The sequence below is a fragment of the Brevibacillus sp. HB1.1 genome, from assembly GCF_013332445.1.
Lineage (GTDB): Bacteria > Bacillota > Bacilli > Brevibacillales > Brevibacillaceae > Brevibacillus > Brevibacillus porteri.
Genome location: NZ_JABMIV010000003.1, coordinates 30,651 through 47,367 on the forward strand (window position 1 = coordinate 30,651; position 16,717 = coordinate 47,367).

Sequence of the window (16,717 nt, forward strand, 5' to 3'; positions counted from 1 at the left end):
GCAAGGATGGAGGTACAGCTATGATTTACTGGCAATTATTTCTCGCCTTTTTCCGCATCGGAATCTTCGGGTTTGGGGGAGGACCTACGATGGTTCCTCTCTTTTACACCGAATGCGTGAAAAAGTACAAATGGGTGACAGATGAGGACTTTTCCGACAATCTGGCGCTCGGCAACGCTCTTCCAGGACCAATTGCGACCAAGCTGGCCGCATTTATCGGCTATCGGGTAAAAGGCTGGAAGGGTGCATTGGTGGCAAACATCGCAGTAGTGATGCCAATCGTGCTTGTGATGATCGGTTTGCTGCAAGTCATTTATCAATGGAAGGATGCGCCGGGTGTATACGGCATGATCCAGGCAATCGGTCCCGTAATCGCAGTCATGACAGGCGTCCTTACATGGGAATTCCTTTCAAAGGGCTGGAAGGGAGCGTCCAGCAAAGCAGGTGTGAGCCTTTCACTCGCCCTCTCACTCGTAGCGTTGCTCTTCCTTGATTGGCATCCGGGCATCGTAGTAGGAATTGCGCTGGCCGTTTCATTTGCCTACTCTACTTGGTCTGTCCGCAAGCGCAAGAACAAGGATGGCAAGGAGGGAGTAGCATGATTTACCTGCAATTATTTTGGGCCTTTTTCATCTCCAACATTTTGGGGTACGGGGGAGGACCACCGAGCATCCCGTTGATCCAAAATGAAGTGGTTGACCATTACCAGTGGATGACTGTACAGGAATTCGGAGAAGTGTTGGCGGTAGGAAATGCGCTGCCCAGCCCAATCGCGACCAAGCTCGCTGGGTACATTGGCTATCAGGTAGCGGGTGTACCGGGTGCAGTAGTCGCGTTATTGGCAACGGTAGCTCCAACAGCGATTGCGATGGTCTTATTGATGGGCTTTATTAATTTATTTCGCAGTGCTCCACAGGTAAAAGCGATGACCCAATCGGTACGGCCAGTCGTTACTGTTTTGCTTGGAACGATGACGTATCAATTCCTGATGGGCGCAGTCGAGGGAATCGGCTGGATGCAAACAGGGATTTTGACAGTGGCATCCTACCTTCTGCTCGAAACATGGAAGGTCCATCCCGCTTTTGTCATTTTGGGAGCGATGGCTTACGGGTTTGTTTTCATCGGCTAGGAAAGTTTACGTAAGCTGGTAGGAAGAAAAAGCACAGGGCTCGTAGACCTTGACAACGCCTACCCAGTCGGAACTTCAAAAAGGGGAGCAAGGTTGTCGAACACCTCTTCCCTGAGAAACTTCCGCCCGTAGGGTGGCTTTGGCTCGACGGTCCCCTTTTTGAAGTGGAGACGGACAGTAATTCCCCCCTGCTGGCGTGTCAGAGTCGAAGAGAACTGTGCTTTTTCTTCTCCTCCACTATGTTGACTCAAACCAAAAGGACTCTCATAGGTTTTCATATTGGCTAACAAAGAACTACTTAAGGAGGCATAAATCATGGTTAACTATGACGCAATGGAATACCCATACCCATCGAAGCGTGTGACGACTTTTGCCAAGAACGGCATGGTGGCGACCTCGCAGCCCCTGGCGGCACAAGCAGGTCTCGATATATTGAAAAAGGGCGGAAATGCGGTGGATGCGGCGATTGCAACGGCTGCGTGCCTAACTGTAGTAGAACCGACCTCGAACGGCATCGGGGGAGACGCATTTGCCCTCGTGTGGATCAAAGACGAGCTGCATGGACTGAATGCAAGCGGGCCTGCTCCACAAGGAATCTCCATTGAGGCATTAAAAGCAAAAGGTCTGGAAGAAATGCCGACCTACGGCTGGACACCTGTCACGGTACCAGGCGCACCTGCTGCGTGGGCCGCCTTGTCCAAGCGTTTTGGACGTCTTCCACTGACAGAGGTTTTGCAGCCAGCGATTGATTATGCGGAGAATGGCTATCCGGTATCACCAACATTGGCGCATTATTGGAATGCCGCACACAAAAAGTTTTCCCAGCTATGCAAAGGAGAAGAGTTCGCACATTGGTTCTCCACCTTTACGCCAGATGGCAAGGTGCCAAAAGCGGGCGACATCTGGAAGTCGCCGGGTCATGCTGAGACGCTGCGTCAAATCGCGGAAACAAATGCAGAGAGCTTCTATCGCGGAGAGCTGGCAGACCAGATTGACGCGTTTTCCCGGGAGTGTGACGGCTACTTGCGCAAAGAAGACCTAGCTGCCTATGAGCCGGAATGGGTGAAGCCGATCAGTGTCAACTACCGCGGCTATGATGTGTGGGAGATCCCGCCGAACGGGCAAGGAATGATCGGTCTGATGGCGCTGAACATTCTGAAGGGCTTTGATTTTGACGCAAAAGACACGACGGAAACGTATCACAAGCAAATCGAAGCGATGAAGCTGGCATTTGTCGATGGATTGAAATACATCACAGAAGAGAGCAAAATGAAAGTTTCCAAGGAAGCATTGTTGTCAGAGGAATACGCTGCCACTCGCCGTGCACTGATTGGTCATGAAGCCTTGACGCCAGAGCCTGGTCAGCCGAAAACGAGCGGCACGGTCTATTTGGCGACTGCTGACGGTGAGGGCAACATGGTGTCCTTTATCCAAAGCAATTACATGGGCTTTGGTTCTGGGGTCGTTGTGCCGGGGACGGGGATTGCCATGCAAAACCGCGGTCATAACTTCTCGCTGGACCCTGCTCATGACAATTGCTTGGAGCCAGGCAAAAGAACGTTCCACACCATTATCCCGGGCTTCTTGACGAAGGATGGAAAAGCAGTGGGGCCATTCGGCGTAATGGGCGGCTTCATGCAGCCACAAGGACACGTACAGGTGGTCATGAACACGATCGACTTCCACCTCAATCCGCAAGCTTCGCTCGATGCACCGCGCTGGCAGTGGATGGAAGGCAAAACGGTGGAGCTGGAGCGTCATTTCCCGGAGCATTTGGCACAAGCCTTGGAGCGCAGGGGCCATACCATCAAGTGGGCGCAGCTCGGCAATTACTTCGGGCGCGGTCAAATCATTTGGCGTGATGAAAATGGTGTGCTGAGTGGTGGTACTGATATGCGTACGGATAGTTGTATTGCAGCTTGGTAATGAAAGAGGAGAATGGAAGAGGATCAAAAAGAGCCGAAGCGATGCTTCGGCTTTTTACGTTGGAACGAGAAGACCCACGAACCGCTATTCTTTAACCGAGATGGAATTGACGATAGACAAGATTTTTTCGTCCCTTTCTGAAAATGGATCTGTTCTCGGCTCGGAGCTAAGATAAAATATCAAAACGTTTTTTGCCGCAAATATTTGTGGTATAACCATGTTCAAATTTTCCGTTTGGTTAAAGAAATCTTCCAATCCCTTTTTGGCATCTTCTTCTGATGCAAACACATAAATGTACAGGGGATTTCCGTTCACTGCATATTTTTCAGGGGATTGACCGTTCAGGACAAAGTAATCTGCGTTTTCGGATTTCGTCAAAGGCAGTGTGTTCGAATCAAATGCTTGAACAACGGCTTGCAAGGTGATGTTTTCGACCGGTTTTTCATTGCACCCTGAGAGGAAGAGCAGTGCAAGGAGTAGTAGAATTTTCATTTGTACCATAATTTTACCTCCGATTCTATCCAATTCGGCCGATGATTTGATTTTGGGTGTAAATAACTATCTTCTCCGAAAATATAGTATTTACAACTTGCAGAAACATTCATACAATTGGTATAAATTCCAAAAAAAGGAAAAAGAGGTGTGAGTCATGAAGAGAAAATTTACTAGCTTAGGTATTGCAACGCTCTTATTGATTGTTCCTATTCAGTCTGCACTTGCTGATTACTGGCAGGGAGGAAAAACATGGGGAGGGACTACGGTATATGAGTTTGATTCCTCCGTATACAACTACTCCTATGACTACGAGAATGTTTATAACCAAGCCATTCGTAATTGGGAAGGCATTTCATCAAAGGTTAGCTTTGTTTCACGTACGCATGAGAATTCAGATAAATACTATGTAGGAGAAACGAGTGTTCAAGGGTTGTTAGGAAGGATGGACCCGTATAATGGTACTCGGATGGCAACTATTAATAGTAATTGGAGCTCTACCAAAGTTCATATATTTCACAACAATATGGACGCGTTTAATATGAGCGAAGCTGAAAGAATTTCGAATGCTACACACGAAATTGGACACAGTCTGAAATTGGCACATCCTGTTGGCAACGTAACTTCTGTTATGAAACAAGGGATACAAAGTAGAGGACCGAGCTCCTATGATAAGACAGAATTAAAGAATAAATGGGGACAATAGAAAAGAGAAATAATATAAAGTCAAAGGAGAGGTTTTTGGATGAATCTGAAAATGAATCGATTGTATATGAAAATAGCAATTGGAATCATGTTGACTGCCATCGTTTTTGTGTGCGCAGCTTTCAGCACCTTTTCCAAAAAGAATGAGCCAATGGAAACAATCTCTTTAGAAGCACTTTATATGACATATGAAAGTGCCGAGGAGTTGGATGAAGCAGATTTAATTCTGATAGGGACTCCAACCTCTGACTTTTCAGATCGAGAACATAAGACCAGTTATTATGAAGATGGTAGTTTGCAAGACTTTTATACGTTAACAGAGATTGAGATAGATAAAATGATTAAATCTCCGAATGACTTTGATTTAGAAGAATCTGAAACACTTTCCATAATAGAACCTGTTGGTATGATCGAGTTAGATGGAACGAAAAAAATCACGATTGATGAATATAAAGAAATGGAACAAGGTGAGAAGTACATTATTTTCTTGAATGATAATGGACATGGACAATACAGTGTAATTAACAATGATTTAGGAAAATTTAATTTAGATTCAAAATCAGCAAAAAGTGAAAAATCACTGAGCAAAAATTCAGGGATTGCGTTAAAAGAAGATGTTCTAGAAAAATATAGTGAGTTCATTGAATAATTTCGGGAAAAGAGAACCGAATAGAAAAGTGAGTAGAGCCGAAGCAGATGCTTCGGCTTTTTTATTTCTCTGACGATGCTCTCTTGTTCAGAAACTGTTTAGATGTTCCTAGTAGAATGTAGAAAATGGTCCGATTATGTCATTTTTGCGTATAGGAAACCCTTTATGATGGTTTGAAAGTCGCGGTATAAAAGATAGGAGAAATCATTTTGGATGAATAGCATTTTAATTGTTGATGATACAGCGTTTACGAGACTCATGCTCCGTCACATGTTTGAGCAATTAGGTGTTGAGGTAGTTGCAGAAGCTGATTCAGGGGAGGAAGCTGTTAGAAACTATTGTTTGTATCGACCGTCACTCGTCATGATGGATATTACCATGCCGGGCATGAACGGTTTGGCTGCTTCCCGAAAAATCATGGAGCTGGATAAGGATGCGAAGATCATTATTTGCTCCGCAGTTGCACGACGCGACACTGTCATCAAAGCGATCCAGGCAGGTGCACGAGATTTTATCGCAAAGCCCTTACAGTTCGAGAGGATTGAATGGGCTGTTCAAAATTTGTTGGAAACAGATACTAGGTGAAACCGAATAGCTGTGGTGTTGCGTGAAGGCGGAGCTTTCGCTAGGGTACATGGAAACTGGGAAGACTCGTAGAAAAATTCGTTTGTTGAAAAAAGAGAAAGAGAAGGTTCGGCGAAAAAAATAGTGTAAAAACATGAAGAAGAACAGGGAAAAGCTGCCGTATAGGTATCTGTCCCTGTTCTTCTTTTTATATGGCAGGGGAGCGGAGACATCTGATGGTCTTTTTGACTTTTGTTCAGAAATTGTTGAGATGATCCTAGTAGAATAGGAAAAGCTACATGTCTGGGGGTCTTTGTGCCTATCGGAAATGAAATTTGCAAGACAGTAACTTTGGTTGGTAGTGAAATCAGGAATATATTACTATAATAAAATGATCCAAAAGATATAGATGGATAGGATGGGAGATAGCGGTTTGGATGAATAGCATTCTGATTGTTGATGATACAGCGTTTACGAGACATGTACTGCGCAACATATTTGAGTCGTTAGGACTACATGTCATAGCGGAAGCTGATTCAGGAGAGGAGGCTGTTAGAAATTACTGCTTGTATAAACCATCACTCGTCACGATGGATATCACCATGCCCGGCATGAATGGTTTGACTGCTTCACGCAAAATCATGGAGTTGGACAAGGATGCCAAGATCATTATTTGCTCAGCGGTGTCTAGGCACGATACCGTCATCAATGCGATTCAGGCAGGTGCGCGGGATTTTATAGCGAAGCCACTGCAACTGGAGCGAATCGAATGGGCTGTCCAAAAAGTGCTGGGAACAGGGTTAAATGTTCGTCAGGGAGATAGACAGGGGAAACGAATAGCTGAGGTGTTAGTATGAAAGTTTTGATCACAGGTGGTTATGGGTTCATCGGTTCTTTTGTCGCAGAGAGATTTAATAAGGAAGGCTATAAAGTATTTATCCTCGACAATCTCAGTTCAGGCAATCAGAGGAACGTCACATTTCCGCATAAGGCATACGAGCTGGATGTAGCGGATAAAAAATGCGATGAAGTATTTAAAAGCAACAAGTTCGATGTCGTCGTACATTTAGCGGCCCAAGTAAGTGTTGCTGCATCCATGGAAGACCCCCTGCTGGATTCGAATACGAATATTCTTGGACTCATGAATATGCTGAGGCTATCGAGTAAATATGGCGTGTCCAAATTTATTTTTGCGTCATCAGCCGCTGTTTACGGCATGAATGAAAATACTCCTTTACACGAAGATTCAGTGTGTGATCCGGTATCTGTTTATGGAATAAACAAGCACATCGGCGAAATGTATTGCCGCAAATGGGCGGAAATGTATGGCTTGCGAACGGTTGTCTTTCGCTTGGCGAATGTGTATGGCCCGAGACAAAGCGCAGTCGGGGAAGGCGGCGTCATCTCTACTTTTTTAACCCAGATCAATCATGGAAAAGAAATCGTTTTGCACGGGGACGGCAGTCAAACGAGAGATTTTATTTATGTAGAGGATGTAGCTGACGCCATTTTCCGTTCCGTTACCACGGATGATACCGGGGTGATGAATTTGTCTACCAATCAGGAAAGCAGCATTAATGAGCTTATTGACATTCTCGGGGCGAACCAGCAGCTCCAGGGAATAGTGCGAAGGGAAAAACGCCCAGGAGATGTAGATAAGTCGGTTTTGGACAATACGCGGGTAAAGAGAAGACTAGATTGGATCCCGATGTATTCATTGCTGGAGGGGCTGGAAAAAACGGCGCAGTGGTATCAAGAGACCCTCGCAGAGAAAGAACAAGAGCAGGAGAGCGAAGCGAAGAAAACGATCAATTGGCTCCGTTCATGGGATGCAAGGCCGTACATTGAGAACATTCTCGCTTTTCTTGTGGTGGTTTTCGCTACAGTTGGAACGGTTAACAGTGGTGTTTTTGATCTCAAGCTGATTTACATCGTGTTGATAGGCGCGATTTACGGAACGAAGCAATCGCTCTTGTCTGTCATCCTGGCCTGTGGACTTTTTATCGGAGAAAGCCTGCATAACGGGCGCGATGTCGTATCGCTCTTGTATGACGCCAATGCTCTGTTTCATATCGCTGTCTATTTTATTATCGGGATTGCTGTGGGGTATTCGATCGATAAACGAAACAGGGACATATTGTCTAAGGAACTGCAAAAGCAAGCGCTGGAAGACAAGTATGACTTTTTAAAAGACATTTACAACGATGTCCTGATGGTCAAGCAAGAATTGCAGCAGCAGATCGTGAATTCGGAAGACAGCTTCGGAAAAATCTACAACATCACCAAGGAGCTGGATAGCCTCGAGCCGGAACGCGTATTGCAGAAATCGGTCAAGGTGCTGGAAAGAATCATGAAGTCCGATGAGATCGCAATTTATACGATGAATCAAAATGGCTCCTTCTTGCGATTGATGGCTAAATCAAATAAAGCGGGCTTTGATCTGCCACGCTCGTTGAAAATGAGTGAGCATGCTTATCTTACTGAACTAATGATAATGAAGAAGATCATCGTGAATAAAGAGCTGCGTCACGACATGCCTCTTATGGCAGCTCCCATTTTTGACAATGGCAAAATGGTGGCGGTCATAACGCTGCAACAACTTGGATTCGAAAATTTTACGATGTACACCCAAAACCTTTTCCAGGTCGCCGTTCAATTGATCTCTTCCGCGTTGTCGCGTTCACTTCGTTTCTTAAACTCCACACAAAAGGATCGCTATCTAGAAGACACCTCCATCCTGATTCCAGCCTATTTTTCGGCTATGTTGAAGAACAAAAGGGACGCCAAGCAACAGTTGAACACTGACTTTACACTCTTGGCAGTGGACGCTGCGCAAATGGACCATCATACGCTCTCTTCCTTTATCGCCAGCTCTCTGCGTGAAGCGGATTATATGGGAATGGACGAAGCAGGAGACATCTATATCATTCTCTCCAATTCAAACGAGCAAGAAGCCAATATCGTGATTGATCGGCTTGGTAGACTCGGCATGGCAGCGAGAATTGTACAGGAAAAAGACCAGGATCGCTTCTCCCTGAGGGATGGCGCCTATGCTTAAGTTTGTCTTCCTCCATGTATTGGTGACTGTTTGTTACAGTTTGATGCAAAGCCACGGCCGTAATAAGCAAATGCTGATCGTGCGAATGCTAGTCGCTGGCTTTCTTCCCATTTTCGGTCTTTTATTATTAGCAATTACCGATGTGTACAAGCGCACATCGAAAAAGAATGTGAATGAGTTAATGCTGGAGAGCGATTTGCTGAAGCTCTCGGAGGGATCAAATATTTTTCGAAGAACGGACATGGAAAAGGAAATGAACATCGTTCCAGTTGAGGACATTCTGTTTTTGAATGACACCAGCACGCGGCGAAAGATGCTGATCGATGTCCTGAAAGAGCAGACCATTTGGCAGATCGGTACATTGGAGACAGCCCTGCAAAACGAAGATTCGGAAACGGTTCACTACGCAGCAGCCGCTTTAACGGAAATGCGACGCAACCTTCAGCTTCAGCTGCAGGATTTATCGGTGAAATACGAGGAAAACAAGCAGAATCTTGAGGTTTTGCGCGCCTACGCAGACGTATTGAAGAAGTACTTGGACAGTCCACTTATTGATCAACGAACCTATGTGAAATACAGCTATACGTATTCCTTTGTACTGGAGTCTTTATTGGACATCTATCAGGAAGAAGAAAGCTATTTTATGGACAAGATCAATTGTGAGCTAGTGAACCAGTCCTATGAAAAAGCCGCACAGTACTGTCAATTGTTTCATGAGTATCATCCAGAAAGCGAACAGCCATATGTCATGTCGCTAAAGCGATTTTTTACGATCAGAGACCATGCAGGGTTTGCGGCAGAAATGAATCGATTAAAAGGCTCGGCGGTTAAAATCTCTCACGCTACGCTGATGATGATTCGCTACTGGAACACCCTAGAAGCTGATGAGCAAGACAGTGCTTGGAAGGAAGTCGCTGCTGCACAGGAAACAGGTACGAATTCGAAAGAGATGAGCGATACAAAATGAGAATGACAAGGAACAGGAGAAAGAAAAGAGACAGGGAAATGGATCGAGAATGGAGCCAGTCGAGGTCCAACGACATTCCTGTGAAAAAAAACATCTACCTCATTCTGATCTTTGTGGCGATTCTGGGGATCACCATAGAAGCTACCCGATCACAGTTCATCCTCCAGGTGAGCAGTAATAAATCGGGAGGCTCGGGAGTGCAGACTGACGAGCCGAAGCAAAACGCAATCAGCCAGGAGGAAATCGCCAAGCTTGCAAGGGAGCGGTTCCTCATTCTGCATGATTCCAAGGATGAGAGCAGCATGGCAATCGCGAGGAATGTAGAGCAAGTGCTACGGTACATGAAAAAGGAGTACGATCTCGCAGACATTAAGCAATTTTCGAAGCCCGATCCCCAATACATGACGGTCATTGTCACTGTAGAAAATCTGGGCTTGCTAGCCGATCTGGATGCGATGATGCAATATGCGCACAATGGGGGAAATGTGTTCCTTTCTCGTACGCCTGAATACAATGACAGTTTATATCGCATTTACCGAAAGCTAGGGATCAATTCCATCGATCTCCCCATCGTGACAAAAGGCATTCAGATGAGATCCAATCTCTTGATCCAAGGAGAAAATGCAAAAATCGGGGGAGAGTCCATTGTTAATTCCTCGATTCCCGTAGAGCTGGATAGGCAAGCGAAGGTACATGCTGTTTCTGCCGACAATATGCCACTGCTATGGGAGGCTCTGCATGGACAGGGAAAGTTCCTAGTCTATAACGGGACAAATATGCAATCTGCCATGAACAGAGGACTGATTGCTGGTGGCATCAGTTTACTGAATCAAGATTTCATGTACCCCATTTTCAATATGAAAATCACGTATATTGACGACTTTCCTGCTCCCTTTCGCCAGGGAATCGAGCCGAGTATTTACCGCGAGTACCGCAAAGATATTCCCAGCTTCTTTCGGGATGTGTGGTGGCCCGACATGATCAAGCTTGCTGCTGATTACGATGTGACCTACACGGGAGCGATTATCAAAACCTACAATAACCGTGTTACCGCCCCCTTCGCCGATGAGGAAGGAACAGATTCGAACAATCTGATTACGTACGGCAGGGATTTGGTGAAATTGGGTGGCGAATTGGGCATCCACGGATATAATCATCAATCGCTGGTTACTGATCAAGCGACAGCGAGCCATTACGAGTATAAGGCTTGGCCTGATGAAGCAAGTATGGCCGAGTCACTTTCGTACCTGAACGATTATATCAAGAAGGTCTTCTCGTCATATGACGTACAGGTGTATGTCCCGCCTTCCAACGTGTTGGGAGCCGAAGGGCGTCGAGCGCTGAAAACGTCCTTCCCTGATCTGAGAGTCATTGCCTCCTTATATGCGGAATCAGACAGCACGCACGAATACATCCAGGAGTTTTCCGTGGCCGAAGATGGCATCGTAGAGCTGCCTCGTATTACCTCGGGATACAGTCGCACAGACATTCATGATTGGTACATAGCGAATGCGATCACATCCATCGGTGTCTTTTCCCATTTTGTTCATCCAGACGATGTGTTGGACAAGGAACGAAGCAATAACAAGTCGTGGCCGGAATTGGTAAAAGACTTTCAACGTATGATGGAAGAGCTTTACCAGCACTATCCATGGCTACGCAGCCAGACTGCTTCCGAAGCTGCAGCAAGCCTTGAGAGCTATTTGCAGACGGATGTGTATATAGCGCATACGGATAAAAAAATGACAGGATACATGAACAACTTCTCCGACGAAATGTATTACATCTTGCGGACAAATAAAAAAATGACGAGCGTAGTAAATTGCACGGTAGAAAAAATAGAGGAAGGCGCCTATCTCGTACATGCAACGGGTGCAAAATTTGAAATAGGACTGGAAGAGTAAGCGATGAAAATTTGTCTGATTGCCGAAGGATCTTACCCTTTTATTACAGGGGGTGTCTCTAGTTGGATTCATTCCTTAATCGCTAGCATGCCAGAGCATGAGTTTATCATTTATGCGATTGGTGCAGAAGAGAAAAATAGGGGGAAATACGTCTACCAGCTCCCCGCGAATGTGGTGGAAATCAAAGAGGTATTTCTGGATGCCTATCTCAAAGAAGATGCTGCACTGGGCAAGCGTCTGGGGCTAACTGAGGATGAACAGCAAGCGGTGCTTTCGTTGCTTGATGGCAGTAAGGGCGACTGGCATGCTCTTTTTTCCGTGTTGTCGGGGAGTAAGGTGCCATCCGTAGCCGAGTTGCTTACAAGCAAGGACTTTTTCGAGGTAATCCAGCGGCTTTGCGAGCAAAAATACCCGCAAATTCCCTTTACCGAAATGATCTGGATGATTCGCTCGATGGTGTTGCCACTATGTCTGGTCATTCAAAACGGCATGCCGCAAGCGGATTTGTATCACAGTGTTTGTACGGGATATGGCGGTGTAGCAGGGAGTCTCGGGAAGTATCTGCATGAAAAGCCGTTTTTGCTGACGGAGCACGGAATCTACACCCGCGAGCGGGAAGAAGAAATTATCAAGGCAAACTGGATTAAGGGTCACTTTAAAGATATTTGGATCGATTATTTTCATAACCTTTCTGCATGTGCCTACTCTTACGCGGATGAGGTAATCACGTTGTTTGAGCGAAACAAGGAAATTCAGATTGAGCTAGGCTGTGATCCTTCCAAAGTATCAGTGATCCCAAACGGTGTAAAAGTGAGCGATTATGTAGACATCGTGGAGGAAAAAAAGAACGATGCAATAACGATTGGCGCTGTCGTCCGCGTGGTACCCATCAAGGATATTAAAACAATGCTGCACAGCTTCGGGCTCGTCAAAGAACAAGTGCCACACGCACGCTTTGTCATCATGGGTCCGACGGATGAAGACGAGGAGTACTACACAGAATGCCTGCAATTGGTTGAAAGCCTGCAGCTGGAGGATGTTACGTTTACGGGTGCGGTCAATGTGAAAGAGTATCTCGGAAAAATGGACATGCTTGTTTTGACCAGCATCAGTGAAGGACAACCGCTCGTTATTTTGGAAGGAATGGCATGCAGAAAGCCCTTCGTCACAACGGACGTGGGAAGCTGTCGGGAATTGTTGTACGGCAATGGTGACAACTATGGCAACGCAGGGATAACGGTACCCGTCATGCATTTTACTCAAGTTGCTCAAGCGATCATTACGTTATGCCAAAACGAGCCCATGAGACGGCGAATGGGCAGATGTGGCTTCCAGAGAGTATCAGCTATTTACACACATGAGAATTTCTTGGCGGGATATCGCAATATGTATCGGAAATACGAGGTGTAAGAAACATGGCGGGCATTGGCTTTGAACTGAAGAAAATGTTTCGGAATAAAGGGTATTTGTCCAGTGTGAAGGCGTATGCATTTTCTTCGTTGGTCACAGTCGGACCGATGCTGATTTGTATGGTAATGATTACGGTGCTACAGCAAATTCTTCTTCAATGGAATGTCAGCTATTTGGAAAGGATGTCTTTTTTAGCAGCTGTCGTTTATGCATTCGTGTTTTCTCTGTTAATTACCTGCGGCTTTTCCATGGTCATTTCTCGCTATATCGCAGACAAAATTTACTTGCGTGAGTATAACGACATCATTGCGTCTTTGTATGGAGTTATCGCTGTTTGTCTAGGTTTGGGGGGAATTCTCGGAGGTGCCTTTTACTGGCTCGCGCCTCTACCGTCTGGCTTTAAGCTCGTAGCCTACCTTCTTTTTGTGGAACTGATCGTTGTATGGCTGCAATCTGCCTACTTGTCCGCATTAAAGGATTATATGCGCATCATTCGTGGGTATTTGGCTGCTGTTGCCGTTACGCTTCTGGCTGCGTTTCTGTTGTTGAATCTGACTGAGCTGGAAAAAGGAATCGCGATGCTGATTTCTTTGGATCTCGGCTTTTTTACGATGATCGTCCTATCTATGCTTCATCTGGAGAGTTTTTTCCCAAAGCGGGAGAGGAATTATTTTGATTTCCTGAAGTACGTGAAAAAGTACCCAAGTCTGCTTGGTGTGGGTCTCTTTTGTTCTCTCGGTTTTTATGTGCACCATTTTATTTACTGGCTGGGGAGTCCGCTGCAGGAGATCGTGGCGGATACTTACGTGATTGCGCCTTTTTACGACGTGCCAGCGTTCTACGCTTCCTTGAGCATATTGCCTACCATGGTCATGTTTGTGGTATCTGTGGAGACTGCTTTTTACGAGAAGTATCGAGCGTATTACGGAACGATATTGGGTACAGGCTCGGTGCAGGATATCAAGCGGGCGAAAACGGACATGATTCAAACGTTGATGCAGGAGCTTAGCTTCATGATGGAGGTGCAGCTGTTCTTTTCCTTCGTTGCACTGGCTCTAGGCATTACGCTACTTCCGCACATCGGTTTTACGTCCGATCAAATGGAGCGGTACAACATCTTGGTCATCGCGGGATATTTGTACGCTGTTATGTTTGTGATCGTGCTGATGTTGCTCTATTTTGACGATCGGAAGGGAGCGTTTGCGGTGACAACCTTATTTCTCGTCAGTACCGTTGTCATCACTATAGCGATGTTGCCCCTTCATAACTACGGTTTTTCATTTTTTATTGCTTCGTTTCTTGCACTGGTAGCCGGTCTCGGCAGGCTGATCTATTACTTGAAAAATATCGATTATTACACCTACTGCCTACAGCCGCTCTTTGTCAAAGGAAAACGAATGGAATAGACGGGGATGTATAGATTGGGGAGGACATAGGTTGAAGAAAAAACGATTCGTACTGAGCCTGCTCGTTGCATTAGGAGTTGTATCGACTGGTTGTACACAAGATGCGCCTGAACAGCCAGTGTCAGACAACTCGCCAGCAACGAATCAGATGGCGTCAACTCAGCAGATGAACGAGGATCTGATTGAAAATAGAAGCGTATACGATCAGGATGTTGATGGGAGCATTGTCCATTTATATGTGACGGTAGTCAACGAAGAAAATTCGAAACTGAAAACGACCACCTTTACGGAACTCAATCTAGCTCCTAGTGGACGGAATGAAAAGGGAGAAGATCTCCAGGCCAAAGTCATTATGCAGGAAGGGACGGCGGAGGGGCCAACCCAGGGGTACTTTGGTTTTGGCGAGTCGAGAGCGAACGGAACGGTTGAGCTGCGGGGGGAATCGAGCAGAAGAGCGGAACAAAAATCGTACAAAATCCGTTTGTTCGACAGCGCCGGATACTGGCGGGATCAGCGCAACATCAACTTAAGTAAGCACAAGTCTGACATGACGCGTGTTCGACAAAAGCTTAGCTTTGATTATTTCGAGAAAATGCCAAATATGACCAGTTTGCGGACGCAGTTCGTTCAGGTAAAAATCAAGGATTTGACCAAAAAAAATCCGGACCGAGACTTTGTTGATTACGGTTTGTTCACTCAAATTGAACAGCCAAACAAAACATTTTTGCAGGCGCACGGATTGGACCGAAACGGAAATTTGTACAAGGCAATTGATTTCGAGTTCCACCGTTACGAGGAACAACTCAAGCTGGCAACAGACCCTACCTACGATAAGAAAGCCTTTGAGAAAATTTTGGAGATCAAAGGCAGTGAGAACCATGAAAAGCTCATTTCGATGCTGGACGATCTTCACAATCCTGCGATCAATACGCAAGACTTTTTGGACAGGCATTTTGATCGGGAGAACTACTATACATGGCTGGCATCCAACCTGTTGATGGGGAATCACGACACGGCTGTTCATAATTTTTACTTGTACAGCCCTAGCAACTCCAACAAGTGGTATTTCCTACCGTGGGACTATGACGCATCGTGGGGATTTTTTGAAGAAGAGCTCAAGCGAAGCCCGGAAAAAGGGCTTGGACAATGGCAGTTTGGCATTTCCGACTACTGGGTGTCGAATTTGCATCGCCGCATCTTTAAAGATCCCGAAAACATCAAAACGCTTAACGAAAAGGTTGAGGAAATCAGCAAGATCATTACGAAGGAGCAAACGGAAAAATACTTGAAGAGCTATTATCCGATTGTGAGTAAATATGTGCTGCAACAACCTGATTTATATAACTTACCGTTGGATGTCTCCTATTTTCACAATGAGCAAGCACTTCTATCTGGTGAACCGGAGCGTAACAAAAAGAGGTACTATGAACGCCAAGAGAATCCGATGCCCTTTTTTATGGGGGAGCCAAGAAAAGAAGGAGATAAGCTCATTTTTGCCTGGGACCATTCCTATGACCTGCAAGGTGACGATCTGACCTACGACTTTACCGTCAGTTACGATCCTGCGTTTACGAAGATACACGCGCAGGCCAAGGGGCTGACAGGAGTCCAATACACGATAAACGATCCGGGTAAAGGCCGCTTTTTCTGGCGTGTGATTGTTCGGGACAGCAAAGGGAACACACAGACGGCATTTGACAGGGTAGAGTCCGAGGATGCGCTTTATCATGGGGTGAAGGAGTTCGTATTGAAATGAAAGGAATACAGAGCACGGGCATCCAGCTCGGCAACAAGCGATTGCGGCATGAGTTGAAGTATTATCTTCGGCTGAGTAATTACGAGCCGCTGCGGCAGAGATTGCGTCTGATCGCGACTCCTGACCCTTATTCTGTAAGTGAGGAAGGGTATCATATTCGTAGCCTGTACTTTGACGACTTTCACGACACGGCTCTCTATGAAAAAAACTACGGGGTTTTTCAAAGAAAAAAGTATCGCATTCGCATCTACAACAAAAGTGATGCAGTCATCAAAATGGAGCGAAAGAGCAAGTTCGGTGGATACATTTGCAAAGAATCAGCGTCGATCACACGAGATGAGTATGAACTGATTTTGGCAGGCGATGTTGAGTTTCTGCGAGAGACAGAAAGTGCTGTGCTTCGAGATTTTTATTTATCGTGCAAAAATCATCTGTTTCGGCCTCGCGTCATTACGGATTATGTTCGAGAGGCGTATTTGGTGAGAGAAGGGAATGTCAGAATTACGTTTGACAAGTATTTGAAGGCAAACGTCAATTCACTCGATATTTTTGACGAAAACATCATGATGGTCAGAGCTATTCATCAGCCCATGATGATCATGGAAGTGAAGTACGATCAATTCCTGCCGTTCAATATTAGACATTTGCTACAAAACCTGGGTAATCAGCGATCGGCTATCTCCAAATATGTCATTTGCAGAGAGGAGACCAAAAAATACTATAATCTTTAGTGTGAGGAGAAGTCGGGAAA

The 16,717-nt window shown here is 45.7% G+C and carries 15 protein-coding genes; 14 read left to right on the forward strand and 1 reads right to left on the reverse strand.

Going from position 1 to position 16,717, the window contains the following annotated elements:
• Window positions 1-20: 20 nt before the first annotated feature.
• The 3 genes from HPY27_RS10070 to ggt all read left to right on the forward strand — a co-directional run bounded on the left by HPY27_RS10070 (window position 21) and on the right by ggt (window position 3,055).
• Window positions 21-602, forward strand: coding sequence for a chromate transporter (locus HPY27_RS10070; protein WP_017249658.1), 582 nt, complete (start codon window positions 21-23; stop codon window positions 600-602).
• Window positions 599-1,129, forward strand: a complete 531-nt coding sequence (locus HPY27_RS10075) for a chromate transporter (protein ID WP_017249659.1) — start codon at window positions 599-601, stop codon at window positions 1,127-1,129. Before HPY27_RS10070 ends, HPY27_RS10075 begins: the two co-directional genes overlap by 4 nt.
• 315 nt (window positions 1,130-1,444) lie before the next feature.
• Window positions 1,445-3,055: a gamma-glutamyltransferase gene (gene ggt, locus HPY27_RS10080; RefSeq protein ID WP_174224901.1), complete on the forward strand. Its 1,611-nt coding sequence runs from the start codon at window positions 1,445-1,447 to the stop codon at window positions 3,053-3,055.
• Window positions 3,056-3,139: 84 nt separating this feature from the next.
• Here the strand turns inward: ggt and HPY27_RS10085 are convergent, their stop codons facing one another.
• A complete protein-coding gene (locus HPY27_RS10085) occupies window positions 3,140-3,556 on the reverse strand; it encodes a hypothetical protein (protein ID WP_174224902.1) in 417 nt (138 codons plus the stop codon).
• 148 nt (window positions 3,557-3,704) lie between these two features.
• On the opposite strand from HPY27_RS10085, the gene HPY27_RS10090 reads away from it, so the two are divergent.
• The 11 genes from HPY27_RS10090 (at window position 3,705) to HPY27_RS10140 (ending at window position 16,697) form a co-directional block, all read left to right on the forward strand.
• Window positions 3,705-4,253, forward strand: a complete 549-nt coding sequence (locus HPY27_RS10090) for a hypothetical protein (protein ID WP_017249666.1) — start codon at window positions 3,705-3,707, stop codon at window positions 4,251-4,253.
• 39 nt (window positions 4,254-4,292) lie between these two features.
• The gene (locus tag HPY27_RS10095; protein ID WP_174224903.1) at window positions 4,293-4,901 is read left to right on the forward strand and encodes a hypothetical protein; all 609 of its coding nucleotides are present in this window, start codon (window positions 4,293-4,295) and stop codon (window positions 4,899-4,901) included.
• A gap of 213 nt (window positions 4,902-5,114) precedes the next feature.
• Window positions 5,115-5,486: a response regulator gene (locus HPY27_RS10100; RefSeq protein ID WP_017249668.1), complete on the forward strand. Its 372-nt coding sequence runs from the start codon at window positions 5,115-5,117 to the stop codon at window positions 5,484-5,486.
• A 416-nt stretch (window positions 5,487-5,902) separates the two neighbouring features.
• Window positions 5,903-6,322 (forward strand): response regulator, encoded by a 420-nt coding sequence (locus HPY27_RS10105; RefSeq protein ID WP_174224904.1) that lies wholly within the window; start codon window positions 5,903-5,905, stop codon window positions 6,320-6,322.
• Window positions 6,319-8,523 (forward strand): NAD-dependent epimerase/dehydratase family protein, encoded by a 2,205-nt coding sequence (locus HPY27_RS10110; protein ID WP_174224905.1) that lies wholly within the window; start codon window positions 6,319-6,321, stop codon window positions 8,521-8,523. Before HPY27_RS10105 ends, HPY27_RS10110 begins: the two co-directional genes overlap by 4 nt.
• Complete coding sequence (locus tag HPY27_RS10115; protein WP_173622563.1) at window positions 8,516-9,490, forward strand: hypothetical protein; 975 nt, start codon at window positions 8,516-8,518, stop codon at window positions 9,488-9,490. The genes HPY27_RS10110 and HPY27_RS10115 overlap by 8 nt, the downstream gene beginning before the upstream one ends.
• A 38-nt stretch (window positions 9,491-9,528) precedes the next feature.
• A complete protein-coding gene (locus tag HPY27_RS10120; protein ID WP_217437942.1) occupies window positions 9,529-11,394 on the forward strand; it encodes a DUF2194 domain-containing protein in 1,866 nt (621 codons plus the stop codon).
• A 3-nt stretch (window positions 11,395-11,397) separates the two neighbouring features.
• Window positions 11,398-12,804, forward strand: a complete 1,407-nt coding sequence (gene pelF, locus HPY27_RS10125) for a GT4 family glycosyltransferase PelF (protein ID WP_069847418.1) — start codon at window positions 11,398-11,400, stop codon at window positions 12,802-12,804.
• A 5-nt stretch (window positions 12,805-12,809) separates the two neighbouring features.
• Entirely contained in the window at window positions 12,810-14,210 is a 1,401-nt protein-coding gene (pelG, locus tag HPY27_RS10130; protein WP_017249674.1) for an exopolysaccharide Pel transporter PelG, read from the forward strand.
• A 31-nt stretch (window positions 14,211-14,241) separates the two neighbouring features.
• Window positions 14,242-15,966: a CotH kinase family protein gene (locus HPY27_RS10135; protein WP_174224906.1), complete on the forward strand. Its 1,725-nt coding sequence runs from the start codon at window positions 14,242-14,244 to the stop codon at window positions 15,964-15,966.
• Entirely contained in the window at window positions 15,963-16,697 is a 735-nt protein-coding gene (locus HPY27_RS10140) for a polyphosphate polymerase domain-containing protein (protein WP_174224907.1), read from the forward strand. Before HPY27_RS10135 ends, HPY27_RS10140 begins: the two co-directional genes overlap by 4 nt.
• Window positions 16,698-16,717 lie beyond the last annotated feature (20 nt).